The 18,659-nt window shown below is 65.8% G+C and carries 20 protein-coding genes; 10 read left to right on the top strand and 10 right to left on the bottom strand.

The annotated features are described in order from the left end of the window. The first annotated feature begins 63 nt into the window (after nt 1–63). Nucleotides 64–804: an ATPase domain-containing protein gene (locus E4P24_RS06370; RefSeq protein WP_004063737.1), complete on the top strand. Its 741-nt coding sequence runs from the start codon at nt 64–66 to the stop codon at nt 802–804. A 319-nt stretch (nt 805–1,123) separates the two neighbouring features. Here E4P24_RS06370 and flgA2 read toward each other — a convergent pair whose 3' ends face one another. From flgA2 to E4P24_RS06355, 3 genes are all read right to left on the bottom strand, one after another. After that, the gene (flgA2, locus tag E4P24_RS06365; RefSeq protein WP_049896094.1) at nt 1,124–1,786 is read right to left on the bottom strand and encodes a flagellin A2; all 663 of its coding nucleotides are present in this window, start codon (nt 1,784–1,786) and stop codon (nt 1,124–1,126) included. 10 nt (nt 1,787–1,796) lie between these two features. Next, nucleotides 1,797–2,438: a flagellin A1 gene (gene flgA1, locus E4P24_RS06360; RefSeq protein WP_004063740.1), complete on the bottom strand. Its 642-nt coding sequence runs from the start codon at nt 2,436–2,438 to the stop codon at nt 1,797–1,799. 213 nt (nt 2,439–2,651) lie between these two features. Further along, nucleotides 2,652–2,990: a helix-turn-helix domain-containing protein gene (locus E4P24_RS06355; RefSeq protein ID WP_004043733.1), complete on the bottom strand. Its 339-nt coding sequence runs from the start codon at nt 2,988–2,990 to the stop codon at nt 2,652–2,654. Between the two features lie 132 nt (nt 2,991–3,122). Between E4P24_RS06355 and E4P24_RS06350 the strand changes: the two genes are divergently transcribed. The 6 genes from E4P24_RS06350 (at nt 3,123) to E4P24_RS06325 (ending at nt 8,040) form a co-directional block, all read left to right on the top strand. Continuing rightward, entirely contained in the window at nt 3,123–3,785 is a 663-nt protein-coding gene (locus tag E4P24_RS06350; RefSeq protein ID WP_115802457.1) for a hypothetical protein, read from the top strand. Nucleotides 3,786–3,933: 148 nt separating this feature from the next. Then, complete coding sequence (gene cheY, locus E4P24_RS06345; RefSeq protein ID WP_004043735.1) at nt 3,934–4,302, top strand: chemotaxis protein CheY; 369 nt, start codon at nt 3,934–3,936, stop codon at nt 4,300–4,302. Next, nucleotides 4,299–5,486 (top strand): chemotaxis protein CheC, encoded by a 1,188-nt coding sequence (locus E4P24_RS06340; protein WP_004043736.1) that lies wholly within the window; start codon nt 4,299–4,301, stop codon nt 5,484–5,486. Before cheY ends, E4P24_RS06340 begins: the two co-directional genes overlap by 4 nt. Before the next feature lie 21 nt (nt 5,487–5,507). Further along, nucleotides 5,508–6,017, top strand: coding sequence for a chemotaxis protein CheD (locus E4P24_RS06335; RefSeq protein ID WP_004043737.1), 510 nt, complete (start codon nt 5,508–5,510; stop codon nt 6,015–6,017). Between the two features lie 292 nt (nt 6,018–6,309). Continuing rightward, nucleotides 6,310–6,840 carry a FlaD/FlaE family flagellar protein gene (locus E4P24_RS06330; protein WP_004043738.1) on the top strand — a complete coding sequence of 177 codons (531 nt, stop codon included), beginning with the start codon at nt 6,310–6,312 and terminating at the stop codon, nt 6,838–6,840. 102 nt (nt 6,841–6,942) lie between these two features. Further along, nucleotides 6,943–8,040 carry a hypothetical protein gene (locus E4P24_RS06325; RefSeq protein ID WP_188148252.1) on the top strand — a complete coding sequence of 366 codons (1,098 nt, stop codon included), beginning with the start codon at nt 6,943–6,945 and terminating at the stop codon, nt 8,038–8,040. A 98-nt stretch (nt 8,041–8,138) separates the two neighbouring features. Here E4P24_RS06325 and E4P24_RS06320 read toward each other — a convergent pair whose 3' ends face one another. Continuing rightward, nucleotides 8,139–10,265 carry a histidine kinase N-terminal 7TM domain-containing protein gene (locus E4P24_RS06320; RefSeq protein ID WP_188148251.1) on the bottom strand — a complete coding sequence of 709 codons (2,127 nt, stop codon included), beginning with the start codon at nt 10,263–10,265 and terminating at the stop codon, nt 8,139–8,141. Nucleotides 10,266–10,587: 322 nt separating this feature from the next. Between E4P24_RS06320 and E4P24_RS06315 the strand changes: the two genes are divergently transcribed. After that, on the top strand, nt 10,588–11,043 hold the full coding sequence (locus E4P24_RS06315; RefSeq protein ID WP_004043741.1) for a FlaD/FlaE family flagellar protein: 456 nt from the start codon (nt 10,588–10,590) through the stop codon (nt 11,041–11,043). 24 nt (nt 11,044–11,067) lie between these two features. Here the strand turns inward: E4P24_RS06315 and E4P24_RS06310 are convergent, their stop codons facing one another. Continuing rightward, nucleotides 11,068–12,210 carry an acyl-CoA dehydrogenase family protein gene (locus E4P24_RS06310; protein ID WP_115860069.1) on the bottom strand — a complete coding sequence of 381 codons (1,143 nt, stop codon included), beginning with the start codon at nt 12,208–12,210 and terminating at the stop codon, nt 11,068–11,070. 152 nt (nt 12,211–12,362) lie between these two features. Between E4P24_RS06310 and E4P24_RS06305 the strand changes: the two genes are divergently transcribed. Together E4P24_RS06305 and E4P24_RS06300 are read left to right on the top strand one after the other, a co-directional pair. Continuing rightward, the gene (locus E4P24_RS06305; RefSeq protein WP_004043743.1) at nt 12,363–12,800 is read left to right on the top strand and encodes a universal stress protein; all 438 of its coding nucleotides are present in this window, start codon (nt 12,363–12,365) and stop codon (nt 12,798–12,800) included. 39 nt (nt 12,801–12,839) lie between these two features. Next, complete coding sequence (locus E4P24_RS06300) at nt 12,840–13,637, top strand: RIO1 family regulatory kinase/ATPase (RefSeq protein ID WP_115802453.1); 798 nt, start codon at nt 12,840–12,842, stop codon at nt 13,635–13,637. 42 nt (nt 13,638–13,679) lie between these two features. Here the strand turns inward: E4P24_RS06300 and E4P24_RS06295 are convergent, their stop codons facing one another. The 5 genes from E4P24_RS06295 to E4P24_RS06275 are packed head-to-tail and all read right to left on the bottom strand — an operon-like array spanning nt 13,680 to nt 18,651. Then, nucleotides 13,680–14,417 (bottom strand): ABC transporter ATP-binding protein, encoded by a 738-nt coding sequence (locus E4P24_RS06295; protein WP_004063753.1) that lies wholly within the window; start codon nt 14,415–14,417, stop codon nt 13,680–13,682. After that, nucleotides 14,414–15,220, bottom strand: coding sequence for an ABC transporter ATP-binding protein (locus E4P24_RS06290; RefSeq protein WP_115860071.1), 807 nt, complete (start codon nt 15,218–15,220; stop codon nt 14,414–14,416). The genes E4P24_RS06295 and E4P24_RS06290 overlap by 4 nt, the downstream gene beginning before the upstream one ends. Beyond that, nucleotides 15,217–16,341, bottom strand: a complete 1,125-nt coding sequence (locus E4P24_RS06285; protein WP_004063757.1) for a branched-chain amino acid ABC transporter permease — start codon at nt 16,339–16,341, stop codon at nt 15,217–15,219. The genes E4P24_RS06290 and E4P24_RS06285 overlap by 4 nt, the downstream gene beginning before the upstream one ends. After that, nucleotides 16,338–17,279 carry a branched-chain amino acid ABC transporter permease gene (locus E4P24_RS06280; RefSeq protein WP_188148250.1) on the bottom strand — a complete coding sequence of 314 codons (942 nt, stop codon included), beginning with the start codon at nt 17,277–17,279 and terminating at the stop codon, nt 16,338–16,340. Before E4P24_RS06280 ends, E4P24_RS06285 begins: the two co-directional genes overlap by 4 nt. Before the next feature lie 52 nt (nt 17,280–17,331). Further along, the gene (locus E4P24_RS06275; RefSeq protein ID WP_188148660.1) at nt 17,332–18,651 is read right to left on the bottom strand and encodes an ABC transporter substrate-binding protein; all 1,320 of its coding nucleotides are present in this window, start codon (nt 18,649–18,651) and stop codon (nt 17,332–17,334) included. Between the last annotated feature and the right edge of the window lie 8 nt (nt 18,652–18,659).

Below are 18,659 nucleotides of genomic sequence, written 5' to 3'. Positions count from 1 at the left end.
GAAGAATTATCCGGCGTCGGCACGGACATTCCTCCGACAGCCAACACCCGTTTCAACACAACCATGACAGAACTAGTCAAGACCGGTGTCGAAGGACTCGATTCCATCCTGAACGGCGGTATCGTCAAGAACGCCGCGGTGCTCATCAGCGGCAACCCGGGGACAGGGAAGAGTATCCTCGGCCTCCAGTATCTCTACAACGGCGTCGACCAGTTCGATGAGGGTGGCCTGTATCTCACCTTCGAAGAGACGGAAGACGACATCCGCGAGGCGGCCGAGTCCATCGGCTTCGACCGCTGGCACGAGTACGTCGAGTCCGGCGAGATCAAGGTCTACGACAAGCGGACGCTCCTCCGCGACGGCGACTTCTCGACGACGCTCGACCGCATCCTCGGCGACCTCCAGGACACCAACTACGACCGGCTCGTCCTCGACTCGCTGACGATGTTCCAGCTGTTTTTCGACGACGAGAAAGAACAGCGCCAGTATCTGTTGAAGTTCATCGACATCCTGAAAGACAGCGGTCTCACCTCGCTTCTGACGACCGAGCAGTCGGCCATCTTCCCCGAGACCGACATCGGCCTCGAGAACTTCCTGACCGACGGGAACATCTACCTCATCCAGAGTCCCGCGGGCGCGACGAGCAACCGCTACATCTGGGTCGCGAAAATGCGCAAGCAGAGCATCAAGAACTCCATGTTCCCGCTGGAAATCGCACAGGGGGGTATCAAGATATACGAGCAGGCGGCCGGGTTCTCCATGGTCGGGGAGTCGCCGCCGTGGTTCGGCGAAGAGACCGAGTAACGGGTCGGTCCTGAAGGCCGGTGGCCCCGGTCTCGCTGCGCTCTTTCTGTTTTCGCCGTCGGCTCTTTCGACTCGCTCGCACACGAGAACGCGCCCGACTCGTCGATTTGTTCGTGTTCGTCTCACCAGCTACTGTCTCCTCGCAGTTCGTCTCGGCTCACCGTCGCGACTCGGCTGCGGCGTTGCCCGTCACGTGAGCGGCGCGACCGACAGCGTCACTCGGTCGAGTCGCGCTGTGGGCCGTGCACTCCGAACAAACGACAGCGCTGCCGCTCGGCAGTCGGCGTCGATAAAATGAAAGGAAAGTTTCGGTTCCGGGTTACAGTTCGACGGGTTCGCCCTGCGTCTTGCCGGCGAGCTGCTGGGGCATCGTCAGGATGACCTGCGTCGTCCCGCCCGTGCGAGAGGTGATTTCGAGAGTGACCTGCTCGCCCGTCGAGAGACCGCCGGTGAGGTTAGTGTCGTCACCGTCGCTGGTTTCGATTGCGGCCGTGTCGATGGTGACCTCGTAGCGGTCGTTCATGCTGTTGAGGACGCCGAACGAGCCGTCGTCGTCGGTGACTTCGGAGAGGCCGAACTCGTCGCTGTCTGCGACGCCTTCCGCGGAGTCGTTCGTCGCGGAGTTCGCTCCGGACGTCACCGTCTGGTTGGTCAGGGTGACGACGCTGTCGCCGCTGAGGTACTTAATCGAGGTCTCGTTCATGTCCACCGCGTCGGAACCGGCGGCGAGACGAACGGTGAGCGTGATGTTGTCGATGTCCTCTTCGCCGCCGACCGTGCCGTGCGTGTTGAGAACTTCGACGCGGTTGGTGACCTTGTTCACGGACTGCTCTCCGGCGTCTTCGGCAGTCGCCTGCAGGAAGCCGGCCGTGTTCACGAGGACGCCCGCCGCGATTGCGGCGACCAGAACCATCGCGATGAAGACGATGAGCGTACCGATACCGACCTGACCGCGGTCGTCGTCAGTGATGTTGTTGAACATTTGAATCTCCTCAGAGCGCAATGGGGTCGTTGTTGTCCTTGCCGGCGAGCTGCTGGGGCATCGTCAGGATGACCTGCGTCGTGCCACCGTTGCGGCTGGTGATGTCGAGCTTGACGGTCTGACCCGTGGCCGTCCCGGTGGTGTTGGCACCCTCGACCGTGGAGGTGTTGATGACGATCTCCGCGCGGTCGGACTGCTCGTTGAGAACCTCGAACGAGTCGTCCCCGTCTTCGAGGACGCCCGCGGTGAAGTTGTTCCCAGTCGTCAGGTTAGCCGGGTCTGCCGTGTCGGAGCCGGTGACGGTGTCGTTGTAGGTGAGGGTTCGCGCGGTCGTCTCACTCAGGTACTTGACCGTCGTATCTTCGAGAGAGACACTCCCCGAACCGGCCGCGAGGCGGACCGTCAGGAAAATCTGGTCGACGGTGCGTTCCTCGCCGGTCTTGTTAACCAAGCCGTGGGCGTTGACGACGTCGACGCGGTTGGTGACCTTGTTCACAGATTGCTGTCCGGCGTCCTCGGCGGTGGCTTGCAGGAAGCCAGCCGTGTTCACGAGGACGCCCGCCGCGATTGCGGCGACCAGAACCATCGCGATGAAGACGATGAGGGTCCCGATACCGACCTGACCCCGGTCTTCGTTGATGTTTTCGAACATAGATTTCGTGGGTTTGGTCCCACACTCGGTGGGGAGCGGGGAACCGTCACTCGTCAACTTGGAGAGGTCCTACATAACGCTACGGCCCTCACTATCAAGACTGATATCGAAGGGTCGGTGCGTCAATACGTAAAATTCTCCGCACGCTCACGCGGGCGATCAGCGAGCACTCGTCTCAGAAAACGTAAGAAAAGAGTCCGGAGTCGGAGCGGTTCAGTCCTGCGTAATCTTCCGCCACACGTCGTCGAGTTTGTTCTTCACCTCCGGGCGTTCGGTCACGCTGACCGTGTAGTCGTCGCCCTCGAACCGAACGACGATTTCGTCGACTTCACGGCGGTAGACGTTCGTTCGTCGGTGCTCGTCGGAGAGAACCCGGTCGTGCAGTTCGAGGAGGCCCGCCGCCGTCAACTCCTCGATCCGGCGATAACAGGTCGCGATGGGGATGTCCAACATCTCGCTGAACTCCTGTGCCGAGTGGGGTTCGTCCGCGGCACGGAGGATGTCAGGGTTGTATTCGTTTCCCAGTGCGGAGAGGGTCCTGTCAGACTCCATAGATGGAGATTTATCAGGACGCGCGGCTTGTCAATGTGTTGGTTGGCTATCTGCCACGTTCTCAGTCATAGTAGTGAGTCCGCCACGGACGGTGACGATGGGATTATATGCCACGGCACCGAGCATTCGCCGATGGACGACGAGGACGAACGTCCCCCCACTCACCAGCGAGAACAGGGGGTCGTCGGGACGGACGAACTCGATATCAGCCGCGACGAGCACGTCGCGGCGCTCGACACGGGCCGGTACGTCATCTCGACCGGGGAGGCCAAGCCGCCGGCCGCCGACGCGGCAGACGACGAGAGCCAGCCCTCCGATTCGGGTGAGAGCACAGGGTCCGATACGGAGACCTCCGGCGAGGGCGACGAGCACGACGAGCGCGGCGAGGACGCCGCGGCTCCCGAACTCGTCCTCCCGAAAGACCCGAAAAAACGGGCCGTGCTCGCTCGACGCCTGCTCGCAGAGCGCGTCGGAGCGGTCCGCGCGGACCACGCGCTCGTCACCACCGCGCTCGTCGACGGCAACGTCGCTCGCCACGAGACCGTCTCCGACGACGTGACCGAAGTCGTCAACTCCTTTCTCTCGTGGTACGCCGACGCCGTCGGCAACGCCGACACCCCGCGCGACGAGGTGCTCGGCATCCTGCTTTTAGCCTCGGAGGTGCGGGTTACCTATCCCGTTCGTGCCGTCGAGGCGCTCGCGACCGCCAACGGACTCGACCGAGACGACAGCATCGGAGACCTCCTCGACGCCGTCGAAGACACCGGCGCGTCGTTCCCGCCGCGCCGACGCTGATGCGTCGGTGACGCGGCTCGGGTGGGCGTTGGAACCCGATTGCTGCGGTCTGCACGACGCGACGCGGGTGGTTCGTCCTCGACATACCATATCAGCCTTGATAATGGGGAGGAAGGGTTTATGGTGTGATTTTCGGAAATCTGGAGGTATGGCAAGCAAGGTACTGGTCGTGGACGACTCTGCGTTCATGCGGAATCTCCTCAAACAGCTCCTCGAGGGTGAACACGAAGTCGTCGGCGAGGCCGAAAACGGGGTCGAAGCGGTGGAACTCTACCGCGAACTCGAACCCGATGTCGTCACGATGGACGTCGTGATGCCGATTCGAAACGGCATCGAAGCGACGTCCGAGATCAAGTCGCTCGACGCCGGCGCATCGGTTATCATGTGCACGTCGGTCGGACAGGAAGAAAAGATGCGCGAAGCGGTCGAGGCGGGGGCGGACGGCTACATCACGAAGCCGTTCCAGAAGCCGAACGTGCTCCAGGCTATCGCCGACGTGATTCAGGCAGAGGCATGAATCTCGACGTCCGGTCGCTCCGCACGTTCAGTCGGCTCGCCCACTCGGGCGCGGAGAAAGCCGCCGGTTCGCTGACCACGCTCGCGGGCATCGACACGTACGTCAACGTCACCAAGGTCGAACTCGGGACGAAGTCGGACGTGGAAAACGAGTTCGCCGAGCGCGACCTCGTGAGCGTCCACATCGGCTTTTCGGGCGGCTTAGACGGCCACACCGTGTTGGCGTTCTCGCCCGAGTCCGCAGAGCGGTTGGTCGACGCGTTGATGCCGGGCATCGACGCCACCGACGCCGACGGCGAACTCGCTGAGAGTAGCCTCAAAGAGGTCGCGAACATCATGCTCGGCGGTTTCATCGACGGCTGGGCCGACTACCTCGACACCACCGTCGACATCACGACACCGACCTACGTCGACGACGAGAACGACGGCCCGCTCGACCGCGTCGACGCCGAGGGGTTCGAAAACGGCGGCGACGACGAGCACGTCCTCGTCTTCCGCAACCAGTTGGAGGCCGCGGACAACGCCATCGAGTTCGACCTGTACATGGTGCCGACCGCCTCGTCCATCGGGACCATCGTCGAGGCGAGCGGCGACGACGGCGCGCTCCCGGTCGAGTCGTTCGCCGCCTTCTCCGAGATGATAAACGACGGCGCGACCCAGGCGTCCGAGGACATCACCGCGATGACGGGCATCGACACGACCGTCGAGGTGAGTCGGCTGAGCTTCGTCCCCATCGAGGGCGTGCCGATGTCGCTGACCGACGCGGTTCGACGCGGCGTCGTCTTGGAGTTCAGCGGGACGCCGAGCGGCTACATCGCCATCCTCTTCGACGAGCCGTCGGCCGAGAACATCGCCAGCAGCCTCCTGCCGGGCATGGAGGGCGACGAGGCGATGCGCCAGAGCGCGATTCAGGAAATCGGGAACATCACGACCTCCGGCTTCCTCGACGGCTGGGCGAACGCGCTCGAAACGACCATCGACATCTCGCCGCCGAAGCACGTCCACGACATCGGGTCGGCCATCATCGACCCGCTCGCGACCGACCTCGCGCAGTCCCAAGAGTACGCGTTCCTCATCGACTCGACTATTCGAACGGACGACGACGAGTTCACCTGCGATATCTACGCGCTCCCCGACGAGACGGAACTGCGCAAGGCGCTCAAGCAACTCTCGCCCGCCGCGTGACCCCTCCGTAGAGGAATCTCAATGCAAGTTTACACCACGGACACGCCCGCGGCCCGCTCCGGCCGAATCAAGGTCGGAATCGCCGACTTCGCCGTCTCCAGCGACGAGAGCACGCTGACGACGAGCGGCCTCGGTTCCTGTATCGGCGTCGCGCTGTACGACCCCGAGACCGGCGTCTCGGGGCTCGCACACGCGATGCTTCCGGAGGCGGACGACGGCAGCGAGCCGGCGAAGTTCGTCGACACCGGCGTCGAACTCCTGATCGCAGAGATGCAGGCAGTCGGCGCGGACACCGACCGAATCGTCGCCAAAATCGCCGGGGGAAGCACGATGTTCGACTTCACCTCGGCCGACGGCGACGGCAGTATCGGCGACCGAAACGTCGCCGCGACGCGAACGACGCTCGACGGGTTCGGCATCGACGTCGTCGCCGAGGACGTCGGCGGCTCCCACGGCCGTTCGCTGGAACTCGACAGCGAGACCGGCGACCTCCGCGTGCGAAGCGCGAAGAGCGGCACCCACGTTCTCTGAGCGGCTCGGCTCTTTGTCCCTCGGTCTCGGTGCGACGGTGTCGGCACGAACCCACACTCATCGTTTGGTGACCGACGACACCGACTGTCGAATGACGACGACCGAGCTCGAGCGCCCGCACATCGAGATATCACGAGTGATAATGTCTCGAATAGATTTATGTCGCCTCCTTCGAATGCTTTCACCGACACGGTACGATATCGCGTGTGACATCGCGGACAGCGCGCTGCGCGCTCCGCCGCCCCGAGTCGGGGGACTCAGGGGATTCGTGCCGTCCTGAACGAGGTGACCCATGTACCTGGACCCGGACGAATACGACCCAGACGAACTTCGACGTATCGCGCGTGACGCACCACGAGCCAGACGGAACGGCGACGGTAGATTCGACGACGGCCGATTCGACGACGGCCGGTTCGACGACCGCGGACCGTTCCGGTTCGATAACCCGCTTTTCGACCGGAGCCGACAGGAGGCGTCCGAGGCGCTCCGGTCGAGCCAACTCGAACACCTGCTCGTCCACCAGTCCCGCGGCGAGGAAGACGGCGTCGAAAAGCCGTATCTCCGCTCGCTGCCGGACAAGTACGGCGCGGAGCGCGTCGTCTTCGACTGGCTGGAGTTCCTCGTCCTCAAAAGCGGGTTCAAGCGGGCGATGGACGCCCTCCGGTACTACCAGACGGTCGGCTGGGTCACGCCGGACGTCGAGGAGACGCTCCGGGACTATCTCCTCGGCTTCTCCGCCGACGTCGACGAACCGACCGACCTCGACGTCGACGACCACCTGCTGAGCCTGGTCTACGTCGCCCGCCTCTCCTCGATGGTGTGACGCCGACCCCCGGGTCTCGAACACGGTCTCTCCTTCCGACAACCGAGTGTATCCCATGACTGCGCGAACCACCCCGCCGAGTCCGAATCGAGTTGATACCGTATGACGAACGACGCAGCCACGGCCAACGGCACTGACGCGACGCCCGAGTCCGGCGAGCGCGACGCTCCGACCGCCGTCGGCGTCAAGTTCGGGAGCGCCCGAACGACGCTCGTCTTCGACGGCGGCGACGCGGCGACGACCGTTCAGGTCCCTTCGTGTCTGGTCGACGGCGAAGACGCGCTCCCCGGCGACGAACGCGTCAGCGACGACGAGGGGGCGGTCCGGCGGTCCGGTGACCGAGCGGAGTTCATGCTTCGCTCGGGCGTGCCCGCGACCGCCCGCGACGCCGAGTTGTTCGAGCGGTTCGTCCGCGAACTCTGCGAGCGACACGACCTCCCGGCCGAAAGCGCCGTCGTCTACGCGATGCCGACCGTCGACGACAGGGTCGGCCTCGCGAACTTCGGCACCGCAGTCGGTGAGTGCGGCCTCGGGGGGACGCTCACGCGAGGGCTCCCGGAATCGCTGTGCGCGTCGATTCCGGCGCTCGGCGACGGAATCGAGGCGGTCGACGAGGTGTTCGTCGCTCTCGACCTCGGCGCGACGAACCTCGAAGCGTGCGCGTACCGACACGGAACGCGGTTGCTCCCGTTCGTCTCCGCGGCGGTGTCCGGCGACCGCGTCGACCGGCGCATCGCCGAGGCGGTCGAAGCCGAGACCGACGGGCGCGCGACCATCGACCCCGACACCGCCCGCGAGTACAAGGAAACCCACGCCGACTTCGGCGGGTTCGAACCCTTCACCGACGCGGTCGAACGCGGGGACGGAGACGGCGGCGACGGCGTCCACGAGTTCACCGTCGAACGGGGCGTGATGGAGCCGCTGGACGACTACCTCGACGACGCGGTCGCAGAGCTCAGCGACTTCTTCTCGCGGCTGGCGAGTTCGCACATGAAGACCTATCAGCTCGCTCGCGCACGCCCGCTGGTCGTCACCGGCGGGATGGCGTGCATCCCCGGCTTGGTCGCAGAACTCGAATCACGCCTCGCCGCGGAGCTCGACCGTCCCGTAGACGTGGTCGTCCCCGACGACCCGACGACCGCCGCGGCCGCGGGCGCACACAGGCTCGCGGTGCGGCTCCGGGACCGAAACGCGACCTGAACACGCTCGGCTCTCGGGTCGGCTCGTTGTCTCGTTCTCTGTTTCGGCTTTGACACGTCGATTATGCGACTCGATTACTGCGCGGCTCAGCCCGTCTCTCAGTCCGTCTCCGACTCGCCCGTTATCGTGCCGCCGTCGCTGGCGGAGGCTGCTCGGTCGGCGCTCCGGAGGCCGACGATGGCGACGGACCCCCGCGGCTCGTTCTCCGTGAACCGGAGCCGACCGTTCGAGCGGTCGATTATCCACTGGACCAGCCAGAGGCCGAGTCCGCTGATGTGCTGGAGCGGCGTCTCGGTCCCCGATTCGAGGACGGAGAGTTCGGCGTCGGGGACGCCCGGCCCGTTGTCGGCGATTCGAATCTCGACGTAGTCGTTCGAGGTCGCGCTCCGCTCGACGGTGACGCCGACCTCCGGGATGACGCGGTCGTTGTGTTCGAGCGCGTTGTCGATGAGGTGTTTGAGTGCCGATTCGATGAGGTCGTCCGCGGTGACCCACATCTCGTCGGGGAGGTTCCGGTGGACGATTGCCTCGGGGTAGTCGGACTCGATGTCGTCTAACTGCGCCTCGATGCGCTCGACCACCTCGACGGGTTCGAGTCCGGACGGCCCGCGGGTGAGCGTCGTGTCGATGTGCCGGGTCTGCTCGCCGAGTTCGACGAGCGACGACGCCTTCCGCTTTATCGTCCGGGCGTGGTCCTTCGACTCGGCGGGGATGCGTTCGTCGAGGAGGAGGTCGGCGTGGCCGAGGATGACGTTCATGTCGTTTCTGAGGTCGTGCCGGAGGACGCGATTCAACACTCGGAGGCGCTGTTCGTAGCGATGGCGACTCGTCACGTCCCGCGAGTTCAACACGACGCCGCCGACGGCGGGGTCATCGAGGAGGTTGACGCCAACCGTCTCGAACCGCCGCCACGTACCGTTTTTGTGGCGGACTCTGAACTCGGCGCGCACGGGCGGGTCGCCGGAGACCACCTCGTCGAAGCAGTCAGCGACCCGGTCTCTGTCATCGGGGTGGACGAGGTCGAGCACCGGTTCACCGACGAGCGCGTCGGTCTGATAGCCGAGCACCTCGGTCATCGAGGGACTCGTGTAGGTCCGTTCGCCGTCCTCGTTGAGGACGGTGATGACGTCCCGCGAGTTCTCGATGAGCGCGCGGAACTCCTCTTCGGTGCGGCGGCGTTCCGTCACGTCGTAGAAGACGAGCAAGCGCGTCCGGTCGCGTGTCTGGTCGCCGAGCGGTTCGGAGCGGACCTCGAAATAGCGGTTGGTCCCGTCGTCTTCGACGACCGCTTGCGCCCTGTCTCGACCCGCTAACACCGCCTGAACCTCGGACGGCACGCGAACGCTTTCGAGGACGGGCTCGCCGACGCACTCGGAGACCGGCCGCGCTAACAGTTCCGAGGCGGCCCCGTTCGATTCGACGATTCGGTCCTGTTCGTCGAGGACGACGACGGCGTCGCGCATCTCCGAGAGAATCGCGTCGCGGGCGATGGGCGTGATATCGAACAGTTGGTGTCTGAAGAGCGCCCAGAGCACGACGACCGAGCTAACGCCGATAGAGACGGGGACCGGATTGATGCGGAACGGGAAGAAGAACTCGCCGCCGAGCGCGGCGAGCGGAATCGCCCCGGCGACGAAGAGAAACCCGGCCTGTCGCCGGTGGATGTTCGAGCTTTTGAGGTACGTTCTCGCGATGACGCTCACCCCGGTGACCGCGACGCCGAACCCGTAAACGACGTGTGCGACGAGGACGAGGTCCGGGCCGAGCGGGCCGAGGAAGTCCGCACCGGGGGCGCCGAACCGGTCCGGCTGCATGGCCCGCCAGGGGCCGAGCGACGACCCGAGCAGCCCGTGGGAGGCGTTCGTCAACTTGAGGGCGATAGCGACGGCGGGCTCGACGGCCAGAAAGCCGAGCATCTGCGTGGAGAGGAGCTGGTCTTCGCCGGCGTAGACGAGCGCAAAGACGAGCCAGACCGTCGGGATGACGGCCGCGCCGGCCCACGCCAACTGCGCGTAGAACAGTTCTGCGCTGGGCGTCATCGGGAGGAAGAGGAACCCGTACGCCGTGGCCCAGATGCTCCCGGAGAGCGTCAACAGCGCAAACGGGAGGCGGACGCGCCGCGAGTAGCGTCGGAACCGGCCGAGAACAACGAGTGTGACGACCCCCGCAAGGATGCCCGCGGCGAACAGCGCGTACGCGTGTGGGTACTGCCCGACGCTGGTCATATGTGGGTCGTGGCTCGCATCTGTGACTCTCTCGGAACTGTTCTTTCCGATGAGTGTCACATCGGAGCGATATCAAACGTGTAGCTGGTACGGAACTTAAGCGATTCGCCCCACATATCAAAGTTGATAGCAAACGGAACGAAGAGAGAAATCACGCCACGCCGAGTGACACGCCCGTCAAATCAGCTTTCGACTCGTAGTCTCGTTCGGAGTTATCAACTCTACCGTTCACCCACTCTCTCGGATTGAACGTTCGTGTGGCTGTCATGTGTCGGACGTTCGCCCGAACGCTTAATTCGGATGGACGCACACGCAGGGATAGATGCCGCGCGAGTCACGTCACCCGACTGACGCCGACGGCCCGACCGGGCCCGGACTCAGACGGAACTCCGGCGCTCGGTCGTTCGACTGGGTCGACGCACCGACGAACCGGGCGTGGAGCGACGTGGCTCACGAGCGCCTCCTCGCGACGACCGCGGCTGTCACCTCGGACGGCGAGCCGTTCCTCGACGAGATTCCGCGGACGCCGCGGGCCGAGCGCGTGCTGCTCGACTGGTGTGTCCACCTCGTCGAGCGACTCGGCGGTCGCGGCGCGCTGGAGATGGCGTCGTACTACCGCGATATCGGCTGGATAGGCGACGAGCCGCACGACACGATTCGCGAGCGCGTCGTCTCCTTTACCGTCCCCGCCGACTTCGAGGACGCGCCGACAGAAGAGGACCACGTCCGCAGTTTCTCCTACGTCGCTCGGCTGTCGGCGATGGCCGAGTCGGAGTGAGTCACCGCCGGCTTCGACGGCCGCTCAGAGGCCGAGTTCGCGGCCGATGATGAGGTGTTGAATCTCGCTCGTCCCCTCCCCGATTTCCATGAGCTTCGCGTCGCGGTAGAACCGCTGAGGGGCGAAATCGGTCGTGTAGCCGTAGCCGCCGAGCACCTGCACCGCGTCTTCTGCGACCTCGCGGGCGGCCTCCGAGGCGTCGAGTTTCGCCAGCGCGGACTCTCGGCTGACCCGCTTTCCGGCGTCGTACCGCGTCGCGGCCTTGTGGGTGAGGAGTCGCGCGCGCTCGGTCTTGCGGTGCATCGAGACGAGTTTGTCGCGGATGGCGTCGAACTTCGAAATCGGCCGGTCGAACTGCTCGCGCTCTTGGGCGTACGATTTGGCGTGGCCGTACGCGCCCTCGGCCAGCCCGACCGAGAGCGCCGCGATGGAGATGCGGCCGCCGTCGAGCGTCTTCATCGTCTGCTTCCAGCCGTCGCCCTCCTCGCCGAGGAGGCGGTCTTCGGGCACCCAACAGTCGTCGAAGGAGAGCTCGCAGGTCGGCGAGGAGTTGAGCCCCATCTTGTCCCACTCGGTCGTTACCTCGAAGCCGTCGTCGTTCTCGGGGTCGACGATGAACGTCGAGATGCCGTCGTAGCCCGCGCCGGGGTCCGTGACGGCCTTCACGAGGACCGAGCCGGCGACGTTCGCGTTCGTGATGAACTGCTTCGTGCCGTCGATGACGTAGCCGTCGTCGTCCCGCTCTGCGACCGTGTCCATGTCGCTGGCGTCGCTCCCGGACCCGGGCTCGGTGAGCGCCCAGCCGCCGAGGTGCTCGCCGGTCGCCAGCGGCGTAAGCCAGCGTTCCTTCTGCTCGTCGGTGCCGAACAGTTCGATAGGCTTCGACGCGAGGCTGACGTGGGCGGCGTACGACAGGCCGATGCCGCCCGAGACGCGACCGAGTTCCTCCACGACGAGCGCGTACATCAACTGGTCGCCGCCGAGGCCGCCGTACGCCTCGTCGATGGGGACGCCCATCACGTCCAACTCGGCCAACTGGTCGAATATCTCCGCGGGGAACCGGTGTTCGTCCTCGATGTCCTGCGCGATGGGCGCGATTTCTTCCTCGCAGAACTCGCGGACGGTGTCCCGAATCATCCGGTGTTCGGCCGGGATGTCGAAGTCCATGCGACCAACTATCGCCGTGCCGGACATAAACTAATCGAACGACCATGAAAGATATGCGTCGCGGCCGGCGAAGGCGGCAGCCCACGTCGGGTACTCCCATCGCGTGGGAATAGGCATCCGGGTCTTTTTGCGCCGCGGCCCGACGTTCTCGTATGTACTCCCACATCCTCTTTCCGACCGACGGCAGCGACTGCGCGGACGCCGCGTTGGACCACGCCATCGAACACGCCCGCACCTACGACGCGACGCTCGTGGCGCTCTACGTCGCGGACGTGCGCGAGGTCGGCTACGCCGCGCCCGCGCTCTCGCTCGAACGGGTCCGCGAGGCGCTCCTCGAAAGCGGCGAGCAGGTGCTAGACCGCGTCGCTCAGGCGGCCCGCGAGGCCGGCGTCGAGGTCGAGACCGTCGTCACGGAGGGCACGCCCGCGAGCGAGATTATCCGCCACGCCGACGAACGGGAGGTGGACCTCGTCGTGATGGGAACTCACGGCCGCAGCGGCATCGACCGCTACCTCATCGGGAGCGTCGCCGAGCGCGTCGTCCGCGGCTCCGACGCGCCCGTGTTGACGGTCCGACAGGAATCGTCGTAGGCCCACGAGGTTAAGCCGCCCCTCGTCTTACGGGGGTGCATGGACCTCCGTCGGCTCGTCCGCGGCCGCCTCGGGTGGCCGCGTCTGGAGACGGTCGCCCGCGAACTCGCCCGGCGATACGACCGCGACACCCTCCACATCCGATTTCTCGAGGCGGACAACTGGCTTTCGACCCCGATGGTCGTCGACGACGAGTGGTTCGTGAAGGTCATCTCCAAACAGAACTCGCTCGTCCACGCCGTCTTCACCACCGGGCGAAACCTCGGCGCGTTCTCCAGCGGGACGGAGGGCTTTTTCGGGCATTTCGGGACGCCGCTGGAGATGGCCGAACACGAACTCGAAGCGACGAAGCGACTCCGCGACATCGGCCTGCAAGCGCCCGCGCCGGTCGAGGCGTTCGAGGTGGACGGTCTCGGCGTGCTCGTCCTCGAATACCTGCCGAACTTCCACACCCTCGACACCGCCCCGCGAGCGGAGGTCGAACGGCTCGCCCCCGAACTGTTCGCGGCGCTCGCGGCGATGCACGACAACCACCTCGCTCACGGCGACCTCAGAGCCGAGAACGTCCTCGTCCGCGAGGACGGCATCTACTTCATCGACGCGACGAACGTCAACGACGAGGGGATGCGCGACGCCCGCGCGTACGACCTCGCCTGCGGGCTGGCCGCACTCGAACCGCTCGTCGGTCCCAAGAAGGCCGTCACCGCGGCGCTCGACTCCTACGACGCGGACGCGCTGTTGGACGCCGTCGACTTCCTCGACTTCGTCAACATCCGGCCCGACCACGACTTCGACGCCGCGTCGCTCAAAGGCGAAATCGAAAAGCACGCGGCGTAGCACGCGGTCGGAAAAAGCCGCGAACGCGGGGCGAGTCGCGCGTTACTCGCCCTCGACGCCCTCGTAGTCCGCGCCGCCCATGTAGAGCCGCGAGACTTCGGGGTCGTCGAGGAGGCCGTCGGCGTCGCCCTCGTAGGCGACTGTCCCCTGGTCGAGGACGTAGCCGCGGTCGGAGATGCCGAGCCCCTCGCGGGCGTTCTGCTCGACCATCAGGACCGCCGTCCCGAGTTCGTTCACCTTCTTCACGTCCTCGAACACCGACTGGACGATGTTGGGCGCGAGGCCCGCCGACGGCTCGTCGATGAGGAGCACTTCGGGCTCCATCACGAGCGCGCGGGCGAACGCGAGCACCTGCCGCTGGCCGCCCGAGAGCGTCCGAGCCTTCGCAGAGCGCTTCTCGTCGAGAATCGAGAACTGGTCGTACAGTTCGTCGATTCGCGCCTGCAAGCCCTCCGAGCGGGCGACCCCGCCCATCCTGAGGTTCTCGTCGATGGTGAGCGAGGAAAAGACGTTGTCCACCTGCGGGACGTAGCCCATCCCGACGCGGACGAGGTCCTCCGGCTCCTCGCCGGTGATATCTCGCCCACTCAGTTCGACCGAGCCGGTCCACGGCTTGAGGAGGCCGAACACCGTCTTGAGGACGGTCGACTTCCCCGCGCCGTTCGGTCCGATGATGCAGACGATTTCGTCCGATTCGAGGTGGAGCGTCAGGTCGCGGAGCACCTGCACCTCGCCGTAGCCGCTGTCGACGCCGCTGACGTCGAGGGCGCGCTCGGTCACGGGCCGGCCCCCCCGAGGTACGCCTCGATGACGCGGTCGTCGGAGCGGACTTCGTCCGGCGAGCCCTCCATGAGCACCTTCCCTTGGTCGAGAACGATGATGGGGTCTGCGAGGTCCATGATAAACGGCATGTCGTGTTCGATGATGAGGAAGGTCTGTCCCTCCTTGTTGAGTTCGCGGATGAACCGTTTGATGTCGTTCGCGAGCGTCGGATTGACGCCAGCGACCGGCTCGTCCAAAAGCAGGATGTCGGGGTTCGTCGTGAACGCCCGCGCGAGCTCGACGAGCTTCATCTGCCCGCCGGAGAGGTCGGTCGACGGCTGGTCGATGAGATGCCCGATTTCGAACCGTTCGAGCAGCTCGCGCGTCTGTTCGATGTTCGCCCGCTCCTCTTCTGTCACGTCGGAGCCGGAGAAGAAAAGCGAGAAAATCGACTCGCCTTTCTGCGGGCCGGGACCGACGAGCATCGCTTCGCGGACGGACATCCCCTCCAGCCGCCGGGGCGTCTGGAAGGTCCGAACGAGTCCCTTTCGGGCGCGCTCGTGCGGTTCGAGGTCGGTCACGTCCTCGCCGTTGACGGTGACGTGGCCGGCGTCGTTCTCGTAGAAGCCGGAGATGAGGTTGAACAGCGTGGACTTGCCCGCGCCGTTCGGTCCGATCATCCCGGTGATGGTCCCGCGTTCGACCTCGATGGAGACGTCGTCGGTGGCGACGAGGCCGCCGAACGCCTTCTCCAAGCCGGTCGTCTTCAGGACGACGTCGTCCTTGTCGAGGCGCGCGCCCTCGTACGCGTCGTCGTTCATCGGTCGTCACCCCCGTTCGAGGCGGTCCCGCCGTCGGAGGCGGCACCGGAGGGAGACGCGCCGCCGGCACCGCTTCCGTCGCGCGCCGCCGGCCAGATGAGTTCGTCCTTCGGCGGCAGGAGCCCGTCCTGCCGGAACCGCATGATGAGGATGATGAGCCCGCCGACGAACAGCAGTCGGAGCGGGGCCAAGTCGACTCCGAGCGTCTGGATGAACCCGATGTCGTTGAGGAAGCGGGTCCCCTCGCGGATGGCGATGACGACGGCCGCGCCGACGACCGCCCCGCGGTTCGACCCGGTCCCGCCGAGGATGACGGCGATCCAGATGTAGAACGTCGTCAGGGGAACGAGGTCGGAGGGGTCGATGTAGAGGTTCAGGTGGGCGTAGAACGCCCCGGCGACGGCCATGATGACCGAGCCGAGGACGAACGCCTGCATCTTGAACCGGTAGGTGTTCTTCCCGAGCGCCTTCGCGAGGTCCTCGTCGGACCGGATGGTCCGGAGGACGCGCCCCCACGGCGACCGGTGGACGCGCCGGAGGAACAGGTAGACGACGGCGATGAGGACGACCACGACGGCGGCCGTCGTCGCGGAGTCGGTCAGCGGGAGCCACGACAGGAGGTTCGGGATGCCGCTGATACCTCTCGACCCGGCGGTCCACTGGTCTTCGTTGAGGATGATGGTGCGGATGACCTCGGCGAGTCCGAGACTGGCGATGGCGAGGTAGTCCTCGCGCAGGCGGAGCGTCGGGATGCCGATGAGCACCGCGATGAGCGCGCTCACGACGATTGCCCCGAGGAACCCGAACACCGGGTGGAGTCCGAGTCCGAGCGGGGAGTTCGGCGCGGTCAACAGCGCGGCGCAGTACGCGCCGATTCCCCAGAAGGCGGCGACGGAGAAGTTGATGAGTCCGGCGTAGCCCCACTGGACGTTGAGTCCGAGCGACAGCAGGGCGTACATCCCGACGAGCGCGATTTGGAACAGGAGGAAGCGCAGTCCGACGACGCCGGTGAGGACGCCGACGACGAGCAACACGGTGATGAGTCCGAGCACCGCGAAGATGCGCCGCTCGGTCGCGTCGCGGACGAGCGTCTCGGTCACCCACGAGGTGACGGCGCTCATCCGCTTTCACCCGCGATTCCGCTCGGGCGAACGAGCAAGATAGCGACCATGATGACGAACGCGACGGCCGCGGCGTACCGCGACCTGACCGGGATGATGCCCCACTGGTAGAACAGCGGAACGAGCTCGTGGACCATCCCGATGACGAGGCCACCGAGCATCGCGCCGTAGACGGAGCCGATGCCGCCGAGGATGACCGCGGCGAAGACGATAAGCAGGATGTCGAAGCCCATCCGCGGGCGGACGAGTTCCTCCAGTCCGAGGAAGACGCCGCCGGCCGCGGCGAGCGCGCCGCCGATGAGCCACATGGCGAAGATGACCTCGCCGGTCCGAATCCCGCTGACCCGCGCGAGGTCCGCGTTGTCGGCGGTCGCGCGCATCTTCCGACCGAGCGTCGTCCGCGTCAGCGTCAGGTGCAACGCCGTCACGAGGACGACGGTGAGCGCCACGACGACGAGGTTGCGCGGCGTGACCGCGATGCCGAGCGTCTCGCGGACCCACGGAATCGGGCCCTGTCGGGACACGCCGTAGCGCTCGGGCTCGGTTCCGAACGACAGGAAGACGAGCGCGCGATAGACGAGTGCGACGCCGATGCTGGAGATGAGAAGCCCGATGGAGCCGCTGTCCTTCACCGGGCGGTAGACGACGCGGTTGGTGAGGACGGCGATGACCGCCGCCGCCCCCATGCCGAACGCGAGCGCGAGGAAGAACCAAAGCGGCAGGCCGAACACGCCCGCGTCGCCCAGCATCGGTCGGAAGAAGCCGACCGAGAACAGCGCGGAGAACGCCCCCACGGTCATGAGGTCGCCGTGGGCGAAGTTCGCGAAGTCCGCGATGCTGTACACGAGCGACAGCCCGATGGCCGCGAGGACGATGATGCTCGAAAACACCACGCCGTTGGCGACGTACTGGAAGGGGCTGATTTGGAGCGGTATCACGGCTCCGGGGCCCTCCCGAGGGTCGTTCGCCGTCCGTTCCGTGCGTGCATAGTTAGCTCGTGATGTAGTCACCGAAGACGTACTCGTGGTCCTCGACGCTGTAAATCTGGTAGTAGCCCGGCGGGTCGCCGTTCTCGTCGAGGTCGACCGGGCCGCTGACGCCCTGATAGTTGATGTCGCCCGGCGAACCGCCGTCGCGGAGGACGGCCGCGGCCTCCTCGAAGTTGAAGACCTCCTCGCCCTCGGGGCGGGTCACGTCGCGGACGACCGACGCGAGCGCCTCGCCGGTGAACTCGTCTGCCGCCTCGATGGCGATGGCCGCGACCGTCACGGCGTCGTAGGCGTACGCCGACCAGACCGTCGGCGTCCCGTCGTAGTTCTCCTCGAACGCGGCGACGAAGTTCTGGTAGTTCTCCTGGTCCTGCGGGGCGCTCTCGGTGATGCCCGTCATCCCGTCCATGCTGCCTTCGGGCGTGTTTTCGATGATGGAGTCGGCGACGGTGGACTCCGCGCCGTAGTAGTCCACGGACGTGTTGTAGCCCTGGTCGAAGCCCTCGTTGACCATGACCGTGTACTCGTTCGCGTACGTGAGGAAAATCCACGCCGAGGCGTCGGTCGATGCCATCTCGGTGAGGACGCCGCTGTACGACGACTGACCCTGGTCGTGCGGTTCGTTGTAGGCGACGGTGCCGTCGAACTCGGACTCGAACGTCTCGGCGAACACCTCGGACAGCCCCGTCCCGTAGTCGTTGTTGATCCACGTGACGGCGACCGTGTCGTGGCCGTCGTCGTTGACGAGGCTGGCGAGCGCCTGTCCCTTCGCGGAACCGGAGGGGCTCATCCGAAGCAGCTCCGGCCGCGTCGTGAGTTCGGGACTCGTACTGTTCTGGCTGATTTGGACGACGCCGGCGTCTCTCGTGACGCTGTCGTGGATGGCGATGGAGACGCCGGAGCCCACGGAGCCGATGAGAAGCGGGACGCCGTCTTGGTTGACGAGCACCTGTGCGCCGTTGACTCCGCCTTGGTTCGTACTCTCGTCGTCCTCGACGGAGATGTTCAGCGACGCCCCTTCGGAGCCGATACCGACCTCGTTGATGGCCGCGAGCGCGAGTTCGCGGCCGCGAGTGTTGCGCTCGCCGTACGGCGCGAGCGACCCGGTGAGCGAGTCGACCATCCCGATGGTGTACGACGATTCGTCGTCGCCGCTTTCCTCGGAGGCCGTGGTGGTCGTCTCGTCGTCGCCGCCGCCACCGCCGCCGCCGCTTTCCTCGGTGGTCGTTGCCGCGGGGGTCTCTTCTTCCCCTTCGAGACAGCCGGCGGTCGCCCCGACGAGCGAGAGCCCCGACAGCTTCAGCAGCGTTCTGCGGTCCATGTCGTGTG

This window comes from Haloferax sp. AS1, from assembly GCF_014530665.1.
GTDB lineage: Archaea > Halobacteriota > Halobacteria > Halobacteriales > Haloferacaceae > Haloferax > Haloferax volcanii.
Note: the sequence above shows the minus strand (reverse complement) of the source record. Positions and strands in the feature narration are given on the sequence as shown.

What these genes read in the sequence shown, in the direction of transcription:
- E4P24_RS06340 (WP_004043736.1), top strand. Translation starts at nt 4,299, where the DNA reads ATGAATCTCGACGTCCGGTCGCTCCGCACGTTCAGTCGGCTCGCCCAC.
- E4P24_RS06310 (WP_115860069.1), bottom strand. Translation starts at nt 12,210, where the DNA reads ATGGACTTCGACATCCCGGCCGAACACCGGATGATTCGGGACACCGTC.
- E4P24_RS06330 (WP_004043738.1), top strand. Translation starts at nt 6,310, where the DNA reads ATGTACCTGGACCCGGACGAATACGACCCAGACGAACTTCGACGTATC.
- E4P24_RS06285 (WP_004063757.1), bottom strand. Translation starts at nt 16,341, where the DNA reads ATGAGCGCCGTCACCTCGTGGGTGACCGAGACGCTCGTCCGCGACGCG.
- E4P24_RS06355 (WP_004043733.1), bottom strand. Translation starts at nt 2,990, where the DNA reads ATGGAGTCTGACAGGACCCTCTCCGCACTGGGAAACGAATACAACCCT.
- E4P24_RS06335 (WP_004043737.1), top strand. Translation starts at nt 5,508, where the DNA reads ATGCAAGTTTACACCACGGACACGCCCGCGGCCCGCTCCGGCCGAATC.
- E4P24_RS06370 (WP_004063737.1), top strand. Translation starts at nt 64, where the DNA reads ATGACAGAACTAGTCAAGACCGGTGTCGAAGGACTCGATTCCATCCTG.
- cheY (WP_004043735.1), top strand. Translation starts at nt 3,934, where the DNA reads ATGGCAAGCAAGGTACTGGTCGTGGACGACTCTGCGTTCATGCGGAAT.
- flgA2 (WP_049896094.1), bottom strand. Translation starts at nt 1,786, where the DNA reads ATGTTCAACAACATCACTGACGACGACCGCGGTCAGGTCGGTATCGGT.
- E4P24_RS06320 (WP_188148251.1), bottom strand. Translation starts at nt 10,265, where the DNA reads ATGACCAGCGTCGGGCAGTACCCACACGCGTACGCGCTGTTCGCCGCG.
- E4P24_RS06350 (WP_115802457.1), top strand. Translation starts at nt 3,123, where the DNA reads ATGGACGACGAGGACGAACGTCCCCCCACTCACCAGCGAGAACAGGGG.
- flgA1 (WP_004063740.1), bottom strand. Translation starts at nt 2,438, where the DNA reads ATGTTCGAAAACATCAACGAAGACCGGGGTCAGGTCGGTATCGGGACC.
- E4P24_RS06315 (WP_004043741.1), top strand. Translation starts at nt 10,588, where the DNA reads ATGCCGCGCGAGTCACGTCACCCGACTGACGCCGACGGCCCGACCGGG.
- E4P24_RS06300 (WP_115802453.1), top strand. Translation starts at nt 12,840, where the DNA reads ATGGACCTCCGTCGGCTCGTCCGCGGCCGCCTCGGGTGGCCGCGTCTG.
- E4P24_RS06275 (WP_188148660.1), bottom strand. Translation starts at nt 18,651, where the DNA reads ATGGACCGCAGAACGCTGCTGAAGCTGTCGGGGCTCTCGCTCGTCGGG.
- E4P24_RS06305 (WP_004043743.1), top strand. Translation starts at nt 12,363, where the DNA reads ATGTACTCCCACATCCTCTTTCCGACCGACGGCAGCGACTGCGCGGAC.
- E4P24_RS06325 (WP_188148252.1), top strand. Translation starts at nt 6,943, where the DNA reads ATGACGAACGACGCAGCCACGGCCAACGGCACTGACGCGACGCCCGAG.
- E4P24_RS06290 (WP_115860071.1), bottom strand. Translation starts at nt 15,220, where the DNA reads ATGAACGACGACGCGTACGAGGGCGCGCGCCTCGACAAGGACGACGTC.